Below are 20,662 nucleotides of genomic sequence, written 5' to 3'. Positions count from 1 at the left end.
GGTACCTCGGTCTGTGCCTGGCCGGCTGTGGCCATGCACGCGAGCGAAGACCTTGATGTGCGCAGGGCACGAAGAGCAAGGGGACGCAGGTGGCGGACGCTGCAGGGAACGACACTTGGTCGGCGCGGTCGGCGCGGTCGGCGCGGTCGGCGCGGTCGGCGCGGTCGGCGCCGCGGGTGCTCGTCGCCGCGGACAAGTTCAAGGGGTCGCTGACGGCCGTGCAGGTCGCCGAGCGGGTGACGGCCGGACTGCGCGCGGTCGTGCCGGATCTCGAGGTCGAGGCGCTGCCCGTGGCCGACGGCGGGGACGGGACGGTGGACGCGGCCGTCGCGGCGGGGTTCGGGCGGCGTGAGGCACGGGTCGCCGGTCCCCTCGGCGAGGAGGTGACGGCGGCGTTCGCGCTGCGCGGTGACGTGGCGGTCGTGGAGATGGCGGAGGCGAGCGGGCTGCAGCGGCTGCCCGCCGGGGTCCTCGCGCCGCTGACCGCGTCCACGTACGGCTCCGGGGAACTGCTGCGGGCGGCGCTGGACGCAGGCGCCCGGACGATCGTGTTCGGGGTCGGGGGGAGCGCGACGACGGACGGGGGCGCGGGGATGCTGTCCGCGCTCGGGGCGCGCCTCCTCGACGCCGAGGGGGAGCCGGTGGCACCGGGCGGCGGTGGACTCTCGGCGCTCGCCCGTGCGGATCTGTCGGGCCTCGACCCGCGGTTGGCCTCGGTGGACCTGGTGCTGGCGAGCGACGTGGACAATCCGCTGACCGGGCCGAAGGGCGCGGCGGCCGTGTACGGGCCGCAGAAGGGGGCCTCTCCGGACGACGTGGAGAGGCTGGACGCGGCGCTCGTCCGCTACGCGAAGGTGCTGGCGGAGACGATCGGCCCCCGGGCGGCGGAGTACACCGCGTCGCCGGGCGCCGGCGCCGCGGGCGGCATCGGGTACGGGGCGCTGGTCCTCGGCGCACGGTTCCGGCCCGGCATCGAGGTGATGCTCGACGTGCTGGGCTTCGCGCCGGCGCTGGAGCGGGCGTCGCTGGTGATCACGGGGGAGGGGTCGCTGGACGAGCAGACGCTGCACGGCAAGGCCCCGGTGGGCGTCGCCGCCGCCGCCCGGGCGGCCGGCAAGGAGGTGGTCGCGGTCTGCGGCCGACTGGCCCTGCCGCCGGCGGCGCTGGGAGGGGCCGGTATCCGCCGTGCCTACCCGCTGACGGAGACGGAGCCGGACGTCGCCAGGTGCGTCGCGGACGCCGGACCGATCCTGGAGCGGGTGGCGGAGCGGATCGCCCGGGACTTCCTGGCCTGACGGAAGCCGCTGCCGCCCGATACGGCCGTGGCCGGCTCGCCCCATGCTCCCGGCCATGTCCATGCCGTGCCATGTCCGTGCCGTCGCGGCCCTCAGAGCTCCCGGCCGTCCCGGTCCGCGGCCGCCCGGGTGCCGAAAGGTGACCGGTGGGCGGACGAAGGGCCCCGAACCGTCATGGTTCGGGGCCCTTCCCGTCGTACGGCCGCAGACGCCGTCACCGGCCCTACGGCAGCTGTGCCGCCCGCGCCTCGCGGCGGTTGTCCCGGAAGTTGTGCACCCGGCGAGCCGTGGCGAACAGCGGGATCACCGCGCCCATGACCAGTTGCAGCGCGCAGCCCGTCTGGAGGAGGAGCTGGCCGCTGGGGGCGTCGAACGCCCACGCCGCCAGAAGGCCCATGGACAGGACGATCCACCCCAGCATCGCGACCGCCAGGCGGCCCCGCGGCTTCGGGTACTCCACGCGGCTCACCATCAGCCACGCCGTGCCGAGGATCGCCAGCAGGGTGGCGAAGAAGGGCAGCTCCAGCAGGACGATCGAGACCACCGTCAGGGCGCCGAAGGGCGAGGGCATGCCCTGGAACATGCCGTCCTTCATCGTCACGCACGAGAAGCGCGCCAGTCTCAGGACCACCGCGAGCAGTACCACGATCGCTCCGAGCGCGGCCACTCTCTGGTGCGCGTCGTCCGCGACCATGCCGTAGACGAGCACGAAGTACGCGGGCGCCAGACCGAAGCTGATCAGGTCGGAGAGGTTGTCCAGCTCCGCGCCCATCGGGGAGGAGCGCAGCTTGCGGGCCACCAGACCGTCGAAGAGGTCGAAGACCGCCGCGCACAGCATCAGGATGACGGCCGTGGCCGCGCTGTGCCGGGCCATGCCCGTCGACTCCTCGTTGCCCGTCAGGTGCGGGATGAGGATGCCGGTGGTGGTGAAGTACACCGCCATGAAGCCGCACGTGGCGTTGCCGAGGGTGAGCGTGTCCGCTATCGAGAGGCGGAGCGAGAGGGGCATCTCCTCCTCGTCCACGTCGTCGGCCTCCGGCACCCAGTCGGACTGGGTATCGGGATCAATCACGGTCAAGACGAGTCACCCCAGCCACGGTCTTCTGGCCGACCTCCACCGCGACCTCCATGCCCTCCGGCAGATAGAGGTCGACGCGCGAGCCGAAGCGGATCAGGCCGATACGGTCGCCCTGCTCGACCTTGGTGCCCTGCGGCACGTAGGGCACGATGCGGCGGGCGACGGCGCCGGCGATCTGGATCATCTCGATGTCACCGAGTTCGGTGTCGAAGTGCCAGACGACGCGCTCGTTGTTCTCGCTCTCCTTGTTGAACGCGGGGACGAAGCCGCCCGGGATGTGCTCGACCGACGTCACCGTGCCGGCGAGCGGGGCACGGTTGACGTGGACGTTGAGCGGGCTCATGAAGATCGCGACGCGGGTGCGTCCGTCCTTCCACGGCATGATGCTCTGCACCACACCGTCGGCGGGCGAGATGACCCGGCCCCGGGTGATCTCGCGCTCGGGGTCGCGGAAGAACCACAGCATGCCCGCCGCCAGCGCGGTGGCGGGCACGGCCACGGCCTTGGCGGCGCCGGAGCGGCGCGCCCGGGCCAGGCTGAGGGCTGCGGTGGCAACGGTCGGGAGAAGCCACGGCGATGCTCCGCGCGCGAGGCGGACCCGGCCGCGTGGTGCAGAGGTTTGGCTGTGGGGCATGGATGACCTTCGTAGCGGATGATGCCGCGCTTCGACGGGGGACGGCGGCTTTCCGGCGATCGTACCGGTCATGGGCCACAACTGGGCAAGCCAGGAAGCCGAGTCGACGGCCGAAGAGTGTTGACGGGGTGTGATCTTCTTGGTGAAGAAAACACCCCGAACACGGGCAATCACCCCTGGAGGCGATACTCTTCGAGCAGTCGGCGACCGATGATCATTTTCTGGATTTCGGCGGTACCTTCGCCGATGAGCAGCATCGGGGCCTCACGGTAGAGGCGCTCGATCTCGTACTCCTTCGAGAAGCCGTAGCCGCCGTGGATCCGGAAGGCATCCTCCACGACCTCCTTGCAGTACTCGGAGGCGAGGTACTTCGCCATCCCTGCTTCGAGGTCGTTTCGTTCACCCGAGTCCTTTTTGCGCGCTGCATTCACCATCATGGCATGAGCGGCCTCGACCTTGGTAGCCATCTCGGCCAGCTTGAACTGGACGGCCTGGTGCTGGGCGATCGGCTTGCCGAAGGTGTGCCGCTGCTGGGCGTAGGAGACACCCAGCTCGAAGGCGCGCTGAGCGACACCGCAGCCACGCGCCGCGACGTTCACCCGACCGACCTCGACGCCGTCCATCATCTGGTAGAAGCCGCGGCCGGTGACCCCGCCGAGCACCCGGTCGGCCGGAACGCGCAGGCCGTCCATGATGAGCTCCGTGGTGTCGACACCCTTGTAGCCCATCTTGTCGATCTTCCCGGGGATGGTGAGGCCGGGGCGGACCTCGCCGAAGCCGGGCTCCTTCTCGACCAGGAAGGTCGTCATCGACTTGTGCGGCGCCGTGCCCTCCGGGTGTCCTTCGTCACTTCGGACGAGAACCGCGACGAGCGAGGACGTGCCGCCGTTCGTCAGCCACATCTTCTGGCCGTTGAGGACGTACTCGTCGCCGTCCTTGACCGCCTTCGACGTGATGGCCGACACATCGGAGCCCAGCCCGGGCTCCGACATCGAGAAGGCGCCGCGGACCTCGCCCAGCGCCATCCTCGGCAGGAAGTGCTCCTTCTGCTCCTGCGTGCCGTGCTGCTTGAGCATGTACGCCACGATGAAGTGCGTGTTGATGATGCCGGAGACCGACATCCAGCCGCGGGCGATCTCCTCCACGCACAGCGCGTAGGTGAGGAGCGACTCGCCCAGGCCCCCGTACTCCTCGGGGATCATCAGACCGAACAGGCCCAGCTCCTTGAGGCCGTCGACGATCTGCTGCGGGTACTCGTCGCGGTGCTCCAGCTCGGTCGCGACCGGGATGATCTCCTTGTCCACGAAGTCGCGGACCGTGGAGATGATCTCCTGCTGGACGTCCGTCAGACCGGCGGTCTGGGCGAGTCGTGCCATGGCTACTTCTCCTGCTGCTTCAGCTCCGGGCGGCCGGGCTGCTCGCCGCCGCGCTCCTTGATGTACGTCTCGGTCGGGACCATGACCTTGCGGCGGAACACGCACACCAGCGTGCCGTCCTGCTTGTAGCCCTTGGTCTCGACATACACGATGCCGCGGTCGTTCTTCGACTTCGACGGCCACTTGTCGAGCACGGTCGTCTCGCCGTAGATCGTGTCGCCGTGGAAGGTCGGAGCCACGTGCTTGAGCGACTCGATCTCCAGGTTGGCGATCGCCTTGCCGGAGATGTCCGGCACGGACATGCCGAGCAGCAGCGAGTAGATGTAGTTCCCGACGACGACGTTCTTGCCGAAGTCCGTCGTCTTCTCCGCATAGTTCGTGTCCATGTGGAGCGGGTGGTGGTTCATGGTGAGGAGACAGAACAGGTGGTCGTCGTACTCCGTGACCGTCTTGCCCGGCCAGTGCTTGTACGTCGCCCCGACCTCGAACTCCTCGTAGGTGCGTCCGAACTGCATGGCCCTACGCCTCCGGGATCTCGAACGTGCTGGTGCGCTGCATGCCGGCGGCGCGGCCCTTGCCCGCGATGACCAGCGCCATCTTGCGGCTCGCCTCGTCGATCATCTCGTCGCCGAGCATCGCCGAGCCTTTCTTGCCGCCCGCCTCGGACGTGCAGTACTCGTACGCGTCCAGGATCAGCTCGGCGTGGTCGTAGTCCTCCTGGGAGGGCGAGAACACCTCGTTGGCGGCGTCGACCTGGCCCGGGTGCAGCACCCACTTGCCGTCGAAGCCCAGCGCGGCGGCACGCGCCGCGACCGCGCGGAAGCCGTCCACGTTGCGGATCTGCAGGTAGGGGCCGTCGATCGCCTGGAGGTTGTTGGCGCGGGCGGCCATGAGGATCTTCATCAGGATGTAGTGGTAGGCGTCCGCCGGGTAGCCGGGCGGCTGCTCGCCCACGACCAGCGACTTCATGTTGATCGACGCCATGAAGTCGGCCGGGCCGAAGATGATCGTCTCGATGCGCGGGGAGGCCTGCGCGATCTCGTTGACGTTGTTCAGGCCCTGCGCGTTCTCGATCTGCGCCTCGATGCCGATGCGGCCGACCTCGAAGCCCATCGTCTTCTCGATCTGCGTCAGCAGCAGGTCGAGGGCGACCACCTGCTGGGCGTTCTGCACCTTCGGCAGCATGATGCAGTCGAGGTTCGGGCCCGCGCCCTCGACGACCGTCACGACGTCGCGGTACGTCCACTCGGTCGTCCAGTCGTTGACGCGCACGACCCTCGTCTTGCCCGTCCAGTCGCCCTCGTTGAGGAACTTGACGATGGTGTGCCGCGCCTCGGGCTTGGCCAGCGGCGCGCACGCGTCCTCCAGGTCCAGGAAGACCTGGTCGGCGGGGAGGCCCTGCGCCTTTTCCAGGAAGCGGGGGTTGCTCCCGGGGACCGCGAGGCAGGAGCGCCGCGGACGCAGGCGGTTGACGGGCGTAGTCATGCGGGGACCTCCAGGGGGTCGAGCTTGTTCGCTGTGCGGATCTCGTCGACGATACGGCCGATGATCCCGGTGATGTCGAAGTCCTTCGGGGTGAAGACCGCGGCCACTCCCACGGCCCTGAGCTGTTCGGCGTCGCCGCTGGGGATGATCCCGCCGGCGATCACCGGGATGTCGGCCGCGCCGGCCTCGCGCAGCCGCCGCAGCACGTCCGGCACCAGCTGGGCGTGGGAGCCGGAGAGGATCGAGAGGCCGACCGCGTGCACGTCCTCGGCGAGGGCCGCGTCCACGATCTGCTCCGGCGTCAGCCGGATGCCCTGGTAGACCACCTCGAACCCGGCGTCACGGGCCCGCACGGCGATCTGCTCGGCGCCGTTGGAGTGACCGTCCAGGCCGGGCTTGCCCACCAGGAAGCGGAGCTTGCCGACGCCGAGCTCCCGGGCGGTGGCGTCCACCTTGCGGCGCACCGCGGCGAGGGCCGTGCCCTCCGCGGCGGCCACGGCGACCGGCGCGGAGGAGACCCCGGTCGGCGCGCGGAACTCGCCGAACACCTCCCTGAGGGCCCCGGCCCACTCGCCGGTCGTGACCCCGGCGCGCGCGCACTCCAGGGTGGCCTCCATGAGGTTCTCGGTGCCCTTGGCCGCCTCCTTCAGCCGCTCCAGCGCCTTGCACGGGCGCGGGTGGTTGAAGGGCGGCTGGTAGCGGGTGTCGCGCCACTCCTGGAGGGAGGCGATGACGCGGGCCTCGACCGCCGGGTCGACGGTCTGGATCGCGGTGTCCAGATCGGCCGTGAGGGGGTTCGGTTCGGTCGTCTCGAAGATGTTGACGCCGATGATCTTCTCCCGGCCGGACTCGATGCGGGCGCGGCGCTCGGCATGCGAGGCGACGAGCTGCGACTTGAGGTAGCCGGACTCGACCGCGGCCATCGCGCCGCCCATCTCCTGGATGCGCTCGATCTCCGCGAACGACTCCTCGACGAGCTGGTTCACCTTGGCCTCGACGACCTTCGAGCCCTCGAAGATGTCGTCGTACTCCAGCAGATCGCTCTCGTGTGCGAGCACCTGCTGGATGCGCAGCGACCACTGCTGGTCCCAGGGCCGGGGAAGACCCAGCGCCTCGTTCCAGGCCGGCAGCTGCACGGCGCGTGCGCGGGCGTCCTTCGACAGGGTCACGGCCAGCATCTCGAGCACGATCCGCTGGACGTTGTTCTCCGGCTGTGCCTCCGTCAGGCCGAGGGAGTTGACCTGGACGCCGTAGCGGAAGCGGCGGTGCTTGGGGTCCTCGATGCCGTACCGCTCGCGGGTGATCCGGTCCCAGATGCGGCCGAACGCCCGCATCTTGCACATCTCCTCGACGAAGCGGACACCCGCGTTCACGAAGAAGGAGATGCGGCCGACGACGTCGCCCATGCGCTCCTGCGGCACCTGGCCGCTGTCGCGCACCGCGTCGAGGACGGCGATCGCGGTCGACATCGCGTACGCGATCTCCTGCACCGGTGTGGCGCCCGCCTCCTGCAGGTGGTAGCTGCAGATGTTGATCGGGTTCCACTTGGGGATGTGGGAGACCGTGTACGCGATCATGTCGGTCGTCAGCCGGAGCGAGGGCCCCGGCGGGAACACGTGCGTGCCGCGGGACAGGTACTCCTTGACGATGTCGTTCTGGGTCGTCCCCTGGAGCTTGGTGATGTCGGCGCCCTGCTCCTCGGCGACGACCTGGTAGAGCGCCAGCAGCCACATGGCCGTGGCGTTGATGGTCATCGACGTGTTCATCTGCTCCAGGGGGATGTCCTGGAACAGCCGGCGCATGTCACCGAGGTGTGCGACCGGGACCCCGACCCGGCCGACCTCGCCGCGGGCGAGGACGTGGTCGGGGTCGTAGCCGGTCTGCGTCGGCAGGTCGAACGCGACCGACAGGCCGGTCTGGCCCTTGGCGAGGTTGCGCCGGTACAGCTCGTTCGACGCCTCGGCCGTGGAGTGACCGGCGTACGTCCGCATCAGCCACGGCCGGTCCTTCTGACGCTCACTCATGGGGCAGACCTCAGATGTTCCGGAAGCGGTTGATGGCGTCGAGGTGCTTCGCGCGCATCTCCTCGTCGCGCACGCCCAGGCCCTCCTGGGGAGCGAGGCACAGCACGCCGACCTTGCCCTGGTGGAGGTTGCGGTGCACGTCGTAGGCGGCCTGACCGGTCTCCTCCAGCGAGTAGACCCTCGACAGCGTCGGGTGGATCTTGCCCTTGGAGACGAGCCGGTTGGCCTCCCACGCCTCGCGGTAGTTGGCGAAGTGGGAGCCGACGATCCGCTTCAGCGACATCCACAGGTAGCGGTTGTCGTACTGGTGCTGGTAGCCCGAGGTGGAGGCACAGGTCACGATCGTGCCGCCCTTGCGGGTGACGTACACGGAGGCGCCGAAGGTCTCGCGGCCGGGGTGCTCGAAGACGATGTCCACGTCCTCGCCGCCCGTCAGCTCGCGGATGCGCTTGCCGAGGCGCTTCCACTCCTTCGGGTCCTGGGTGTGCTCGTCCTTCCAGAACCGGTAGTCCTCGGCGTTGCGGTTGATGATCAGCTCGGCGCCCATCTTCCGGCAGATGTCCGCCTTCTCCTCGCTGGAGACCACGCAGATCGGGGTGGCGCCGCCGGCCAGCGCGAACTGCGTCGCGTAGGAGCCGAGGCCGCCGCTCGCGCCCCAGATCAGCACGTTGTCGCCCTGCTTCATCCCGGCGCCGTTGCGGGAGACCAGCTGCCGGTAGGCGGTCGAGTTGACCAGGCCGGGGGCGGCGGCCTCCTCCCAGCTGAGGTGGCCCGGCTTGGGCATCAGCTGGTTGGACTTGACGAGCGCGATCTCGGCCAGGCCGCCGAAGTTGGTCTCGAAGCCCCAGATGCGCTGCTCGGGGTCGAGCATGGTGTCGTTGTGGCCGTCGGAGGACTCGAGCTCCACCGACAGGCAGTGCGCGACGACCTCGTCGCCCGGCTTCCAGGCGTTGACGCCCGGGCCGGTGCGCAGGACCACGCCCGCGAGGTCGGAGCCGATGATGTGGTACGGCAGGTCATGGCGCTTGGTGAGCTCGGAGAGCTTGCCGTAGCGCTCGAGGAAACCGAACGTCGGCAGCGGCTCGAAGATCGAGGTCCAGACCGAGTTGTAGTTGACCGAGGACGCCATGACGGCGACGAGGGCCTCGCCCGGTCCCAGTTCGGGCAGCGGGACGTCGTCGAGGTGCAGGGACTTGCGGGGGTCCTTGTCGCGGGTGCTGAGCCCGGCGAACATCTCCGTCTCGTCCTTGTGCACGGTGACCGCGCGGTACGAGTCGGGGAGCGGCAGGGCGGCGAAGTCGGCGGACGTGGCCGTCCCCGACTGGATCGCGTCCAGGATGTCCTTCACGGTGGTGCCTCCGGCGAATGGCGTCTTGAGGGGAGACGCTGAGGGTTACGTCGGTGCTGCTGCTGTGTGAGGGGTGCCGTCGGTTCGGCGGGGTGGTGCTGTGGCAGCGCTTTGTGGCGCGGGAAGTTGCCTGTGACGCAGGCGTCCGGGCGCGCTCGCCGAGGCTTGCGGGGACAGCCGGCGTACGAGGGGTCTCTGCACGCCGGCCGCCCGGACACCTTCACCGTATGGCACGGCGTGTCACTCGGCAAGGCACTGCGTGCCAGATATTGCTCTCAGATGAAATCTTTACGTAACAAATGAGCGATGATCGATCAAAACTCCCTCAGGGGGACGTGCGGCCGGGGGGGGGGGGGGGGGGGGGGGGGGGGGGGGGGGGGGGGGGGGGGCCCCCCCCGCGGCCCGCCCGCCCCCCCCCCCCCCCCCCCCCCCCCCCCCCCCCCCCCCCCCCCGCCCGGACCACCACGCGTGCCCGACCGGCTACGCCCGTTCCTTGAGGGCCTGCTCGATGACGCGCATGACCTCGTCCAGCGGGGTGTCGGTCCTGGCCACCGTCACCAGCACCTCCCCCTGCGTGGCCGCGGAGGCCGGTGCCGACCGGGGCGCGGCCTCGCGTCCGGCCCCGATGCCGTTGCCGAACGTCTTGCGGACGATGGCGAAGGCGTGGTCGAGCTGGGCCTCCACGTCACCGTGTCCGTCGGCCCGCAGCCAGCGCCGCAGGACGTGGTTGTGCGCGGTGACGACCGCCGACGCGGCGACCTCCGCGAGCAGCGGATCGTCGTTGGCGTCGTCGTCGTGCGCGTGCTCGTCGAAGTGACCGAGCAGATAGCGGGTGAAGAGGCGTTCGTAGCGGGCGACCGAGGCGATCTCCGCCTCCCGCAGCGTCGGCACCTCGCGCGTCAGCTTGTAGCGCTGCACGGAGATCTCCGGACGGGCCGCGTACATCCGCATGACTTCCTTGATGCCGCGGCACACCGTGTCGAGCGGGTGCTCGTGCGCGGGTGCCGCGTTGAGCACCGCCTCGGCCCGGACCAGGGTGTCGTCGTGGTCCGGGAAGATCGCCTCCTCCTTGGAGCGGAAGTGACGGAAGAAGGTGCGTCGGGCGACTCCGGCCGCCGCCGCGATCTCGTCGACGGTGGTCGCCTCGTAGCCCTTGGTGGCGAACAGCTCCATCGCAGCGGCCGCCAGTTCTCGGCGCATCTTGAGCCGCTGGGCCGCGGCACGCGTGCCTGCGGCACTCTCCGGAGCGTCGGACGTGGCTGGTGTACGGGAGGACTTGGCGGGCTGGGACATGACCCGAACGTACTGCATCTGCGCAGGATGGTGCGCGGGCCCCGGGTTCCCCCCGCCCTGGGCGGGCGGGGGGTTGCCGGCGGGATCGAGCAGTCCGCCCCAGTCGGCCTCGCCGCGGAACCAGTCGCCGGGGCGATCAGCGCTTGGCATATTCGCGGAAGCCGCGGCCGGTCTTGCGGCCGAGGCAGCCCGCGGCCACCAGGTGTTCCAGGAGCGGCGCGGGAGCCAGGCCGGGGTCGCGGAACTCGCGGTGCAGGACCTTCTCGATGGCGAGCGAGACATCGAGACCGACCACGTCGAGAAGTTCGAACGGCCCCATCGGGTAGCCGCCGCCCAGCTTCATCGCCGCGTCGATGTCGTCGAGCGTGGCGTAGTGCTCCTGCACCATCTTGATCGCGTTGTTGAGGTACGGGAACAGCAGCGCGTTCACGATGAACCCGGCGCGGTCGCCGCAGTCGACCGGGTGCTTCTTGATCGACGCGCACAGCCCGCGGACCGTCGCGTGCACATCGTCCGCGGTCAGCACCGTACGGACCACCTCGACCAGCTTCATGGCCGGCGCCGGGTTGAAGAAGTGCATCCCGATCACGTCCTGCGGGCGCGAGGTGGCGCGGGCGCAGGCGACCACCGGCAGCGAGGAGGTGGTGGTGGCGAGGATCGCGCCGGGCTTGCAGACCTTGTCGAACGTGGCGAACAGCTGCTGCTTGACCTCCAGGTCCTCGGCGACGGCCTCCAGCGCCAGGTCGACGTCGGCGAAGTCGTCGTAGGAGCCCGTCGGCCGGATCCGGTCGAGGGTCTGCGCGGCCGCCTCGGCCGTCATCCGCCCCTTGTCGACCGAGCGCGCCAGCGACTTGCCGATCCGGGCCTTGGCGGCCTCGGCCTTCTCCTCGCTGCGGGCGGCGAGGACCACCTCGTAGCCGGCCTTGGCGAAGACCTCGACGATCCCGGACGCCATGGTCCCGGAACCGGCCACGCCGACCGAGCGGACCGGACGGCCGGAAGTCAGGGAGCCGCCGTCCAGGGGGGTCAGCGCGTCCTGCACGACGACCGGGCTGCCCGGCGCCTCGTACGTGTAGAAGCCGCGCCCCGACTTGCGGCCGGTCAGGCCCGCCTCGCTGAGCTGCTTGAGGATCGGCGAGGGGGCGTGCAGCCGGTCGTGGGAGGCGGCGTACATGGCCTCCAGCACCGTGCGGGCCGTGTCGATGCCGATCAGGTCGAGCAGGGCGAGCGGCCCCATGGGCAGCCCGCAGCCGAGCTTCATCGCGGCGTCGATGTCCTCGCGGGAGGCGTACTTGGCCTCGTACATCGCCGCGGCCTGGTTGAGGTAGCCGAACAGCAGGCCGTCGGCGACGAAGCCGGGCCGGTCGCCGACCGCGACGGGCTCCTTGCCGAGGTCGAGGGCGAGGTTGGTGACCGAGCTGATGGCCGCGGGCGCGGTCAGCACGGAGGAGACGACCTCGACCAGCTTCATGGCCGGCGCCGGGTTGAAGAAGTGCAGTCCGAGAACGCGCTCGGGGTGCGCCGAGTCGGCGGCGAGCCGGGTGACGGACAGGGCGTTGGTGCCGGTGGCGATGATGGTGTCCGGGCGCACGATGCCGTCGAGGTCGCGGAAGACCTGCTGCTTGATCTCGTACGACTCCGGGACGACCTCGATCACCAGGTCGGCGTCGGTCGCGGCCTGCAGATCGGTGAAGGTGCGGAAGCGGGCGAGGGTGTCGCCGCGCTCCTGCTCGGTCAGGCGCCCGCGGCTCACGGCGCGGGCGGTGGCCGCGTCCAGAGCGGCCGCGGCCTTGGTGGCCGCCGCCTCGCTGATGTCGATGCCGACGACCTCGCGACCGGCCCGGGCCAGCACTTCGGCGATACCGGTGCCCATGGTGCCGAGGCCGACCACGGCTATGGTCTTGAGCGGGGACAGAGGGGTGTCGGACAGGGGAGTGGCCATCGCGGGACTCCTGGAATGAAGGTGACGACTGAGGAGCGCGCCTTGCTGCGCCTACAGGCGCACACGGTGCGGAGGATGCGGGTGTGACCGGGCTGACGAGCGCACACGCCCGGGTGCCGTGGCGGACGTGCACACGTCCGAAGCGGCGATCCGACCGGCCCTGTCCCGGAGCCGAGTCGTACTGAGGTACGTGATGTACCGAACCGACCAGCGCTCCCACCGCCGTGGGGCGGGGGAGGTGTTCCCGCGGTGGCTGCGTCACCAGGCCACTGCGAGCCGCGAGTGGGTAACTCGCTCGAATGAGCTTAACCTGTGGGTAACGAGCACGCCACCCCCGGACTGTGTGATCTGGGTCCCCGCGCCCGGGTCCGCGCCTAGGCTCGGCTCCATGGACGAAGAGTTGCGAGCGCTCACGGAGCGCTTACGGGCCGAGGCCGCCGGCTCCCCGGAATACGAGCGACTCATGGCGATGGACGATCGCGACGGGCTGGCCGCCGTGCTGACCGAGGCCGGACGGCCGCTGTGGGCCCGGGAACTGGCCGCCTTCCGGCTCGGCGTCGCGGGGGACCGGCGTGCGTTCGAGGCGCTCGTGCTGCTGCTCAACCACCGTGATCCGCAGCGCTGCGCCTCCGCCGCACACGCCCTGGCCCTGCTCGGCGACCCGCGCACCGCCCGTGCGGCGGCGGCCCTCGCCACCAACGAGCTCCGCGTCGCCTACGCCCTCCATCCCGTGCGTCTGCTCGTCGAACTGCGCGCCCCCGAGGCCGTGCCCGCGCTGATCACCACGCTGCGGCGCAGGCTGGGGCCGCACGATCCGTACCGAAGGGTCGCGCTCGCCTGCATCGAGGGGCTCGGCACGCTCGGGGACGCCCGTGCGGGTCCCGTGCTGAGCGAGGCTCTCGCGCACCCGGCGCTCGCGGAGGCGGCGGTGCACGCGCTGGCGCGCATCCCACGGCAGCGGTGAACCCCGGTTCACCACGCCGCCGTCACCCCGGGAGGGCGCGGGCCCACGCGGTCACGCGGCCACGCGTCATCCGGGCAGCACCGCGAACGCCTCGATCTCCATCAGGAACTGCGGGCCCACCAGTGCGGCCACCTGCACCGCCGACGAGGCCGGCAGGCGGTCGTCGGGTATGTGCTCCGCCCGGGCCGCGCGGATCGCCGGCATGTGAGCCATGTCCGTGACGAAGTAGGTCAGTTTGACCACGTCGTCGAAGGTGGCCCCGGCGGCGGCCAGGCAGCGGCGCAGGTTCTCGAAGACCTGACGGGCCTGGGCCGCCGGGTCGCCCTCGCCGACGAGCTTGCCGTCCTCGTCCAGGGCCAGCTGGCCCGAGACGGCGACGAAGCGCCCGGTGCCGATGACGATGTGTGTGTAGGCGGTGGCGGGGGCGACCCCGGCGGGGGCGGGGATCCTGGTCGGCTCGCTCATGACTCCATGGTGGACCACGGGTGTGACATCGCCGCTGCCCTCCCGCTCAGCCGCGGGAGCCCAGCAGTCCGTGCAGGGTCGCCCCGCGTGCGGCGGCGGTTCCCGCCGTGCCGCTCTGCGGCTTCGGGTCGGGTGGCCTGGGGCAGGCCGCGTCGGTCTCACCGGCGCCGCGCGGCAGGGTGCCGTCGGCGAGGTACGCCGCCAGGTGACGGTCCATGCACGCGTTGCCGCTCAGGGTGACGCCGTGGTTGCCGCCGCCCTGTTCGACCACCAGCCGGGAGCCGCGCAGCAGGTGATGGAGCGTCACGGCGCCCGCGTACGGCGTGGCGGCGTCGTCCGTCGCCTGCAGCAGCAGCGTCGGCGGCAGCGCGTCGTTGGACACGTCCACCGGCCGCTTGAAGGCCGTGGGCCAGAACGCGCACGGCGCGTTGTACCAGGCGTTGTTCCAGGTCATGAACGGTGCCTTGGCGTACGCGGCCCAGTTGTCCCTGCGCCACCGCACCCAGGCGCGCGGCCAGGAGGCGTCGCGGCACTGCACGGCGGTGTACACGCTGTAGCCGTTGTGCCCCGCGGCGTCGACCGCCGCCAGCTTGTCGTACGCCTTGACCAGCGGGGCGGCGTTCCCGTCGTTCGCATAGGCCGCGAACGCCTTGGCGAGGTGCGGCCAGTAGCCGTCGTAGTAGCCGCCCGGCATGAAGGTGTCCTCCAGTTCGGAGGCACCCACCTTCCCCTGGGCGGGCTCGTGGGCCAGTGCCGCCCGCATTGCGTACCACTTGTCCTCGACCACGGCAGGATCGGTCCCGAGCCGGTACGTCCCGTCATGGCGGGCCACCCACGCCAGGAACGCCCGATGACGGTCGTTGAACGCGTAGTCCTGCCGGATGTTGTCCTCGTACCAGACGCCGGTGGGGTCGACGACGGAGTCCAGCGCCAGGCGGCGTACCCGCTGCGGGAAGAGCTTCGCGTACACGGCGCCGAGGTAGGTGCCGTACGAGTACCCGAAGTAGCTGATCTTCTCCGCGCCGAGCGACCGCCGGATCGCGTCCATGTCCCGCACGGCGCTGACCGTGTCCAGGTGCGGCAGGACGCTCGCGTACCGGGTGGCGCAGGCGCGGGCGAAGGACACGACGCGGGAGAGGTTGGCGCTCTCCAGGGCGGGCGTGCCGGGCACGGAGTCGGGCCGTACCGGGGCGAAGTGGTCGGGCCGGCAGTCCAGCGCGGGCGTGCTGCGGCCCACGCCGCGCGGATCGAAGCCGATGATGTCGTACTGCGCCGCCACCGCCGGGGGCAGCGCGGACGCGACGAATCCGGCGAGCTGAAGACCGCTGCCGCCGGGCCCGCCCGGGTTGACCAGCAGCGGCCCCTGGGAGGTCTTCGCGGTGTGCGGGACGCGTGACAGCGCCAGCGTGATCTGCCGCCCGCGCGGGTGCGCGTGGTCGAGCGGCACCGTCAGCGTCGCGCACTGGAGCCTCGGATAGTCGTCGGTACCGCACTTCTCCCAGGCGAGCGGCGCTCCTTGCGCGGTGTCCGCGGTGTCCGCGGCGCGCGGTGGGCTCGCGTCGGCCGGGGCGGCGGTGAGCATCCCGGCCAGTACGACGGCGGTCCCGCACAGCGCTCCTGCGCGTCTTCTCATGGTCGCGGCTCCCAGGGCGGAAGGGGTCGGACCCGGGTGCCGGGTCTTCGCCGCATCGTCCCGGAAAGTCCGCCCGCAAGAGCATGTTCGGGCCGGAGTTGACCCGATTGGGGCCGTGGGAAGCGCTCGGATGCGCGTCGGCTGCCGTCGCGCCGAAGCTGTCAGGGGCTGTCAGGGGCTGTCAGAGGAGCGAGAGTTGGGTGGGCCCGGCCGCCGCGGGCTCGGGCGCCACCGGCCCGGCCGCGACCGCGGCGGGCTCGGGTCCGGGCCGCCGTATCCTGCGCGGCATGCCCGCGCGCGTGGGGCCGATGCCGTACTCCTGGGCCAGTTCGTGCACCTGGCCGGTGATGCGGCGCTGGTACCACTTCGGGGCGTAGGCGCCCTCCGCGTACAACCGTTCGTAACGCCGCACGAGATGCGGGTGCCGGCGCTCCAGCCAGGCCATGAACCACTCGCGGGCGCCCGGGCGCAGATGCAGCACCAGCGGGGTCACCGAGGTGGCCCCGGCCGCGGCGATCGCCCGCACGGTGTCGCGGAGTTGGGCGGGATGGTCGCTGAGGAACGGGATGACCGGGGCCATCAGGACACCGCAGCCGATGCCGTGTCGGTCCAGGCTGCGGACGACGTCCAGCCGGCGCTCCGGCGCCGGGGTACCCGGTTCGACGGTGCGCCACAGCTCCTGGTCGACGAAGCCGACGGACACGGAGACGCCGACGTCGGTGACCTCGGACGCCTGCTTCAACAGGTCGAGGTCGCGCAGGATGAGCGTGCCCTTGGTGAGGATCGAGAACGGGTTCGCACGGTCGCGCAGGGCCGTGATGATGCCCGGCATCAGCCGGTAGCGGCCTTCGGCGCGCTGGTAGCAGTCGACGTTGGTGCCCATGGCGATGTGCTCGCCGTGCCAGGTGCGCGAGGCGAGGTGGCGGCGCAGCAGCTCCGGGGCGTTGACCTTCACCACGATCTGGCTGTCGAAGTCCAGCCCCGTGTCGAGGTCCAGGTAGCTGTGCGTCCTGCGGGCGAAGCAGTACACGCACGCGTGCGTGCAGCCGCGGTAGGGGTTGACCGTCCACTCGAACGGCATGCGGGAGGCGCCCGGCACCCGGTTCACGATCGAGCGGGCCCGGACCTCGTGGAAGGTGATTCCACGGAACTCCGGGGTGTCGAAGGTGCGGGTGGTCACCGCGTCCGCGTCGAACAACGCGGGGTTGCGGACCGTGGCGGGGTTCTCGGTCAGATGGTCCCAGCGCATGGGCGTCTCCTCGGTAGCACTGGGCACAGAATAGAACAGCTGTTCCCTTGATCGCGAGGGGAGATTCGATCGCCCGTTCGAGTGACGGGCGCCTCCCTCGCGGCCGCTCCGCCGCCTCCCTCCCGCCGCTGTCGGCGCGTCCCGCAACCAGGTGTCGCGAACTGTGACATGACGGAAGCATGCAGAAGCCGAAACCGCCGCAGACCCTGTCCGCCGGCGTGCGTCGCCTCACGCTGGAGGCCGCGGGCGTCACGCTGTCCTGTCTGCTCGCCGAGCCGTCGGACGGCACACCGCGCGCCACCGTGCTGGCCGTGCACGGCGGCGGTATGACGGCGGCCTACTTCGACGGGCAGGCCCACCCCGACCTGTCCCTGCTCACGCTCGGCGCGCGACTCGGCTTCACCGTGCTCGCGGTGGACCGGCCCGGCTACGGTCTGTCCGCCGGTCAACTCCCCGACGGGCAGACCCTCGCCGAACAGGCCGTGGTCCTGGAGGCGGTCATGGAGCGGTTCGCCGCGGGGCACGCCACCGGTGCGGGCTTCTTCCTGCTCGCGCACTCCTACGGCGGCAAACTCGCCCTCATGACCGCCGCGCACGGCATGGGGGCGCTCGCCGTGGACGTGTCGGGCTGCGGCCACCGTTACGCCGCCGAGCCGGACGACCTGCGGCGGATCCGCAGCGGCGCGCACTGGGGACGCAACTGGGGGCCGCTGCGCCTGTATCCGCCGGAGACGTTCCGCGCGATCGGTGCCGTGGTGGCCCCCATGCCGGCCCGTGAGGCGGGCGAGATCCCCCGCTGGACGGCGATCTTCGAGGAACTGGCGCCCCGCGTCCCCACCCCCGTGCGGCTGACCTTCGCCGAGCACGAGGCGTGGTGGCTGCACGGGGAGCGGGACATCGCCGAGATCACCTCACGGCTGGCCTCGGCCCCCGTCGTCCGTGTCGAGGGGCAGCCGGGCGCGGGCCACAACATCAGCCTGGGATGGGCGGCCCGCGCGTACCATCTGCGCGCCCTCGCCTTCTTCGAGGAGTGCCTTGCCGGCCCGCGGCCGCAGGCCGGCGCCCGGACCGCTTCCCGGCTCGACGCCGGGCCGGGGCCGGGGCAGGACGCTCTGGCCCCGCCGGGCTGAGCGCCTGTGCGCAAACCCGTCCGGGCCGGCCCGAGGGCTCAGTCGGTGCCCGGCTGCCGGGACGGCGCGGCGGGCCGGTCCGGGCGGCGGATCTGCAGGCCGGGACGGCGCCGGTGGACGGTCAGGTAGGACAGGCCGCCCTCGCCCGCGCTCAGGCTGCGCGAGGAGCCGTGGGGCAGCCAGAACAGGGCGCCTTCCGTGAGGGGCCGACGTCCCTCGGCGGTGTCGAGGACGCCGTCGCCGGCCACGACGAGGAGCAGGACGTCCAGGTCGGGCTCGGCGTGGGTGCCCACGCGCTGCCCGGGCGGCAGATGGATCACGTTCGCGTCGAGCTGGCGTCCGTCCTCGGCCAGTTTCCACAGGGCTCCGGCCGGGTTGTCGGCCGGCTCGGTCAGGGCCCGGACGTCGCACAGCAGTTGCGGGGCCGGGGCCGTGGGCGCGCCGCCGTCGGGCGGCTCGCCCGGGGTGCTCCCGGTGGCCCGCAGGTGGATCTCGGACGGTGTCACGGCTCTTCCCTTCCCGTCTTCCCGCGCCGGCGGCCCCTATTATTACATGTAGCATTCGTAAAAATTCCGCGGTGGGAGTGGCCGCCCGAGGGGACCCGAGAGGAGGAGCGGACCGTGACGTATGTGATCGCGCAGCCGTGTGTCGACGTGAAGGACCGGGCGTGCGTCGAGGAGTGCCCCGTGGACTGCATCTACGAGGGGCAGCGTGCCTTGTACATCCATCCGGACGAATGCGTCGACTGCGGCGCGTGCGAGCCGGTCTGCCCCGTGGAGGCGATCTTCTACGAGGACGACGTGCCGGCCGAGTGGACGGACTACACCAAGGCGAACGCGGAGTTCTTCGACGACCTCGGATCGCCCGGCGGCGCGGCCGGGCAGGGTGTGATCGAGCGCGACCACCCGCTGATCGCCGCGCTGCCGCCGCAGGGCGAGGGCTGACCGCCCGGACGCCGTGGGCTTCTCCCGGGGACCGGCCGGCACGAGCCCCGATCGCGCGCCCCTCGCGTCCGGGCGGGGCGCGGGACGGGCGGGGCGCGGGACGGGCGGGGCGCGGGACGGGCGGGGCGCGGGAAGCGGGACGGGCGGGGCGCGAGGGGCGCGTCGGGCAACTTCCGCGCGCCGCAACAGCATTCGCCGCCGTGGAGCCGGTCCCCTTCCCCGGGCCCGGTACCCGCGCCACGCCTGGGGGTACGCCCGATCGCGCGCCTCCGGCCCGTCGTCGGCGTAGGGTGGCCCTGACGGAGGGGCGTGCGACGGCGGCATCGGCTCCCGACGTCCCGGGAGGTGCCCCTATGCCGGATGATCCGCGGCGGCCGGAGGACGTGGCCGCACGCGTGGTCGCCGCACTCGAGCAGGCCGGCCGGCTGCCGGACGGTGCGTCCCTGGAGGAACTGAGCGCCCAGGTGCGACAGTTGGCCCTCGGACAGCGCCGTATGCGGCGACTGCTGGACGCGGTGGTGGCGATCAGTGCCGACATGGACACCCGGGCCGTGCTGGAGCGCATCGTGGACGCGGCCACCGACCTCGTGCCCGCGCGCTACGGCGCCCTGGGCGTCCTCGGGGAGAACGGTGAATTCGTCGACCTGCTCACCGTGGGAGTGGACGGTGAGCGGCTGAAGGCCGACCTGGGTCTTCCCCAGAGACACGGCCTGCTGGGCAGCCTGGTCGCCCAGCGCAAGCCCCTGCGGGTCGGCGAGATCACCGCGGACCCCCGCTCGGTCGGCTTCCCGGCGGGCCACCCGGCCATGCGGACGCTCCTGGGCGTTCCACTGATGGTCCGCGGCACCGTGTACGGCAATCTCTACCTGGCGGACAAACGCGACGGCACCCCGTTCACCGACGACGACGAGGCCCTGCTGACCGCGCTGGCCAGCGCCGCGAGCGTCAGCATCGAGAACGCCCGCCTGTACGAGCGCCTCAAACGGGCCGCCGAACACTTCCAGCGCCGTATGCTGCCCGTCCTGCCGGACCTGCGACCCATCGAGGTGCAGGGCCACTATCAGCCGGCCTCCGAACTGCCCCGGCTCGGCGGGGACTGGTACGACGCCCTCGTGCTGCCGGACGGCGCCGTCTGCGTGATGATCGGCGACGTCACCGGTCACGACGTGGAGGCCGCCCCCCTCATGGGGCAGATCCGCAACATGCTGCGGGCCCTGGTGTACGACCGGGGCGGGCCGTCGGGCCTGATCGTGTCGAAACTCGACCGCGCCCTGACGATGTTCGACGACCCGCCCACGGCCACCTTGGTGCTGGGCCGCATCGAGCGCCGGCAGGGGCGGTACACCTTCCGCTGGAGCAACGCCGGGCACCCGCCACCGCTGCTGATCGGCCCCGAGGGCGTCGGCACCTACCTCGCCCCCACCCACCACGGGATCCCCGTGGGTGTCGATCCCTCGGTGCCGCGATTCGACCACGAGCACCCGCTCCCGCCGGGCAGCACCCTGCTGCTGTACACCGACGGGCTGGTGGAGCGCCGCGGACAGGACATCGACACGGGCCTGACGGCCCTGGCCGACGAGGCCGCCCGCCTGTCCACGGCACCCCTGGACCGGCTGTGCGCGGAACTGGTCGCCGGGCACGGTCAGGTGTTCGACGACGATGTGGCCGTCCTCGCCCTGCGCATACCGGCCGGTCTGGTGGCGTGAGATGCCGCGGCGCGCGCCGTCGTGCGCGCCGTGGACCCCCGATGTCCCGGTCCCGTCCATGGCCGCGGTCCCGGGTGTGATGGGATGGCGCACACC

The 20,662-nt window shown here is 71.5% G+C and carries 18 protein-coding genes; 5 read left to right on the top strand and 13 right to left on the bottom strand.

Annotated features, from left to right (window positions below; all coding sequences use genetic code 11):
* The first annotated feature begins 176 nt into the window (after positions 1-176).
* Entirely contained in the window at positions 177-1,295 is a 1,119-nt protein-coding gene (locus ACFYMU_RS02845; RefSeq protein WP_388367959.1) for a glycerate kinase, read from the top strand.
* 223 nt (positions 1,296-1,518) lie between these two features.
* Here the strand turns inward: ACFYMU_RS02845 and pssA are convergent, their stop codons facing one another.
* The 9 genes from pssA to ACFYMU_RS02800 form a co-directional block, all read right to left on the bottom strand.
* Complete coding sequence (gene pssA / locus ACFYMU_RS02840) at positions 1,519-2,337, bottom strand: CDP-diacylglycerol--serine O-phosphatidyltransferase (RefSeq protein WP_388367956.1); 819 nt, start codon at positions 2,335-2,337, stop codon at positions 1,519-1,521.
* Between the two features lie 22 nt (positions 2,338-2,359).
* On the bottom strand, positions 2,360-3,007 hold the full coding sequence (locus ACFYMU_RS02835; RefSeq protein ID WP_388367012.1) for a phosphatidylserine decarboxylase: 648 nt from the start codon (positions 3,005-3,007) through the stop codon (positions 2,360-2,362).
* Between the two features lie 170 nt (positions 3,008-3,177).
* Positions 3,178-4,383: an acyl-CoA dehydrogenase family protein gene (locus tag ACFYMU_RS02830; RefSeq protein ID WP_388367010.1), complete on the bottom strand. Its 1,206-nt coding sequence runs from the start codon at positions 4,381-4,383 to the stop codon at positions 3,178-3,180.
* A gap of 2 nt (positions 4,384-4,385) precedes the next feature.
* On the bottom strand, positions 4,386-4,898 hold the full coding sequence (locus tag ACFYMU_RS02825; protein WP_019757884.1) for a MaoC family dehydratase: 513 nt from the start codon (positions 4,896-4,898) through the stop codon (positions 4,386-4,388).
* A gap of 4 nt (positions 4,899-4,902) precedes the next feature.
* A complete protein-coding gene (locus ACFYMU_RS02820; protein WP_388367008.1) occupies positions 4,903-5,868 on the bottom strand; it encodes an HpcH/HpaI aldolase/citrate lyase family protein in 966 nt (321 codons plus the stop codon).
* Positions 5,865-7,892, bottom strand: coding sequence for a protein meaA (locus ACFYMU_RS02815; RefSeq protein WP_388367006.1), 2,028 nt, complete (start codon positions 7,890-7,892; stop codon positions 5,865-5,867). Before ACFYMU_RS02815 ends, ACFYMU_RS02820 begins: the two co-directional genes overlap by 4 nt.
* A gap of 10 nt (positions 7,893-7,902) precedes the next feature.
* The gene (gene ccrA / locus ACFYMU_RS02810) at positions 7,903-9,240 is read right to left on the bottom strand and encodes a crotonyl-CoA carboxylase/reductase (RefSeq protein WP_388367004.1); all 1,338 of its coding nucleotides are present in this window, start codon (positions 9,238-9,240) and stop codon (positions 7,903-7,905) included.
* 480 nt (positions 9,241-9,720) lie between these two features.
* Entirely contained in the window at positions 9,721-10,533 is an 813-nt protein-coding gene (locus ACFYMU_RS02805) for a TetR family transcriptional regulator (RefSeq protein ID WP_388367002.1), read from the bottom strand.
* Positions 10,534-10,669: 136 nt separating this feature from the next.
* Positions 10,670-12,475 (bottom strand): 3-hydroxyacyl-CoA dehydrogenase family protein, encoded by a 1,806-nt coding sequence (locus ACFYMU_RS02800; protein WP_388367000.1) that lies wholly within the window; start codon positions 12,473-12,475, stop codon positions 10,670-10,672.
* Positions 12,476-12,863: 388 nt separating this feature from the next.
* Between ACFYMU_RS02800 and ACFYMU_RS02795 the strand changes: the two genes are divergently transcribed.
* Positions 12,864-13,439, top strand: coding sequence for an adenylosuccinate lyase (locus tag ACFYMU_RS02795; protein ID WP_388366998.1), 576 nt, complete (start codon positions 12,864-12,866; stop codon positions 13,437-13,439).
* A 66-nt stretch (positions 13,440-13,505) separates the two neighbouring features.
* On the opposite strand, the gene ACFYMU_RS02790 is transcribed toward ACFYMU_RS02795, so the two are convergent.
* The 3 genes from ACFYMU_RS02790 to ACFYMU_RS02780 form a co-directional block, all read right to left on the bottom strand.
* On the bottom strand, positions 13,506-13,904 hold the full coding sequence (locus ACFYMU_RS02790) for a RidA family protein (RefSeq protein WP_388366996.1): 399 nt from the start codon (positions 13,902-13,904) through the stop codon (positions 13,506-13,508).
* Positions 13,905-13,950: 46 nt separating this feature from the next.
* On the bottom strand, positions 13,951-15,537 hold the full coding sequence (locus ACFYMU_RS02785; RefSeq protein WP_388366994.1) for an alpha/beta hydrolase: 1,587 nt from the start codon (positions 15,535-15,537) through the stop codon (positions 13,951-13,953).
* A gap of 181 nt (positions 15,538-15,718) precedes the next feature.
* Positions 15,719-16,786, bottom strand: coding sequence for an Rv2578c family radical SAM protein (locus ACFYMU_RS02780; RefSeq protein ID WP_388366993.1), 1,068 nt, complete (start codon positions 16,784-16,786; stop codon positions 15,719-15,721).
* Between the two features lie 179 nt (positions 16,787-16,965).
* Between ACFYMU_RS02780 and ACFYMU_RS02775 the strand changes: the two genes are divergently transcribed.
* Entirely contained in the window at positions 16,966-17,916 is a 951-nt protein-coding gene (locus tag ACFYMU_RS02775) for an alpha/beta hydrolase family protein (protein WP_388366992.1), read from the top strand.
* 38 nt (positions 17,917-17,954) lie between these two features.
* Here ACFYMU_RS02775 and ACFYMU_RS02770 read toward each other — a convergent pair whose 3' ends face one another.
* The gene (locus ACFYMU_RS02770; RefSeq protein WP_388366990.1) at positions 17,955-18,422 is read right to left on the bottom strand and encodes a cupin domain-containing protein; all 468 of its coding nucleotides are present in this window, start codon (positions 18,420-18,422) and stop codon (positions 17,955-17,957) included.
* Positions 18,423-18,536: 114 nt separating this feature from the next.
* On the opposite strand from ACFYMU_RS02770, the gene fdxA reads away from it, so the two are divergent.
* Both fdxA and ACFYMU_RS02760 read left to right on the top strand, forming a co-directional pair.
* Entirely contained in the window at positions 18,537-18,860 is a 324-nt protein-coding gene (gene fdxA, locus ACFYMU_RS02765; protein ID WP_388366988.1) for a ferredoxin, read from the top strand.
* A 353-nt stretch (positions 18,861-19,213) separates the two neighbouring features.
* Positions 19,214-20,566 (top strand): PP2C family protein-serine/threonine phosphatase, encoded by a 1,353-nt coding sequence (locus ACFYMU_RS02760; RefSeq protein WP_388366986.1) that lies wholly within the window; start codon positions 19,214-19,216, stop codon positions 20,564-20,566.
* Positions 20,567-20,662: the final 96 nt, after the last annotated feature.

The organism is Streptomyces sp. NPDC007264, assembly GCF_042869095.1.
Taxonomy (GTDB): Bacteria; Actinomycetota; Actinomycetes; order Streptomycetales; family Streptomycetaceae; genus Streptomyces.
The sequence above is the reverse complement of the archived record's forward strand: the minus strand, read 5'-3'. Positions and strand labels throughout refer to the sequence as shown.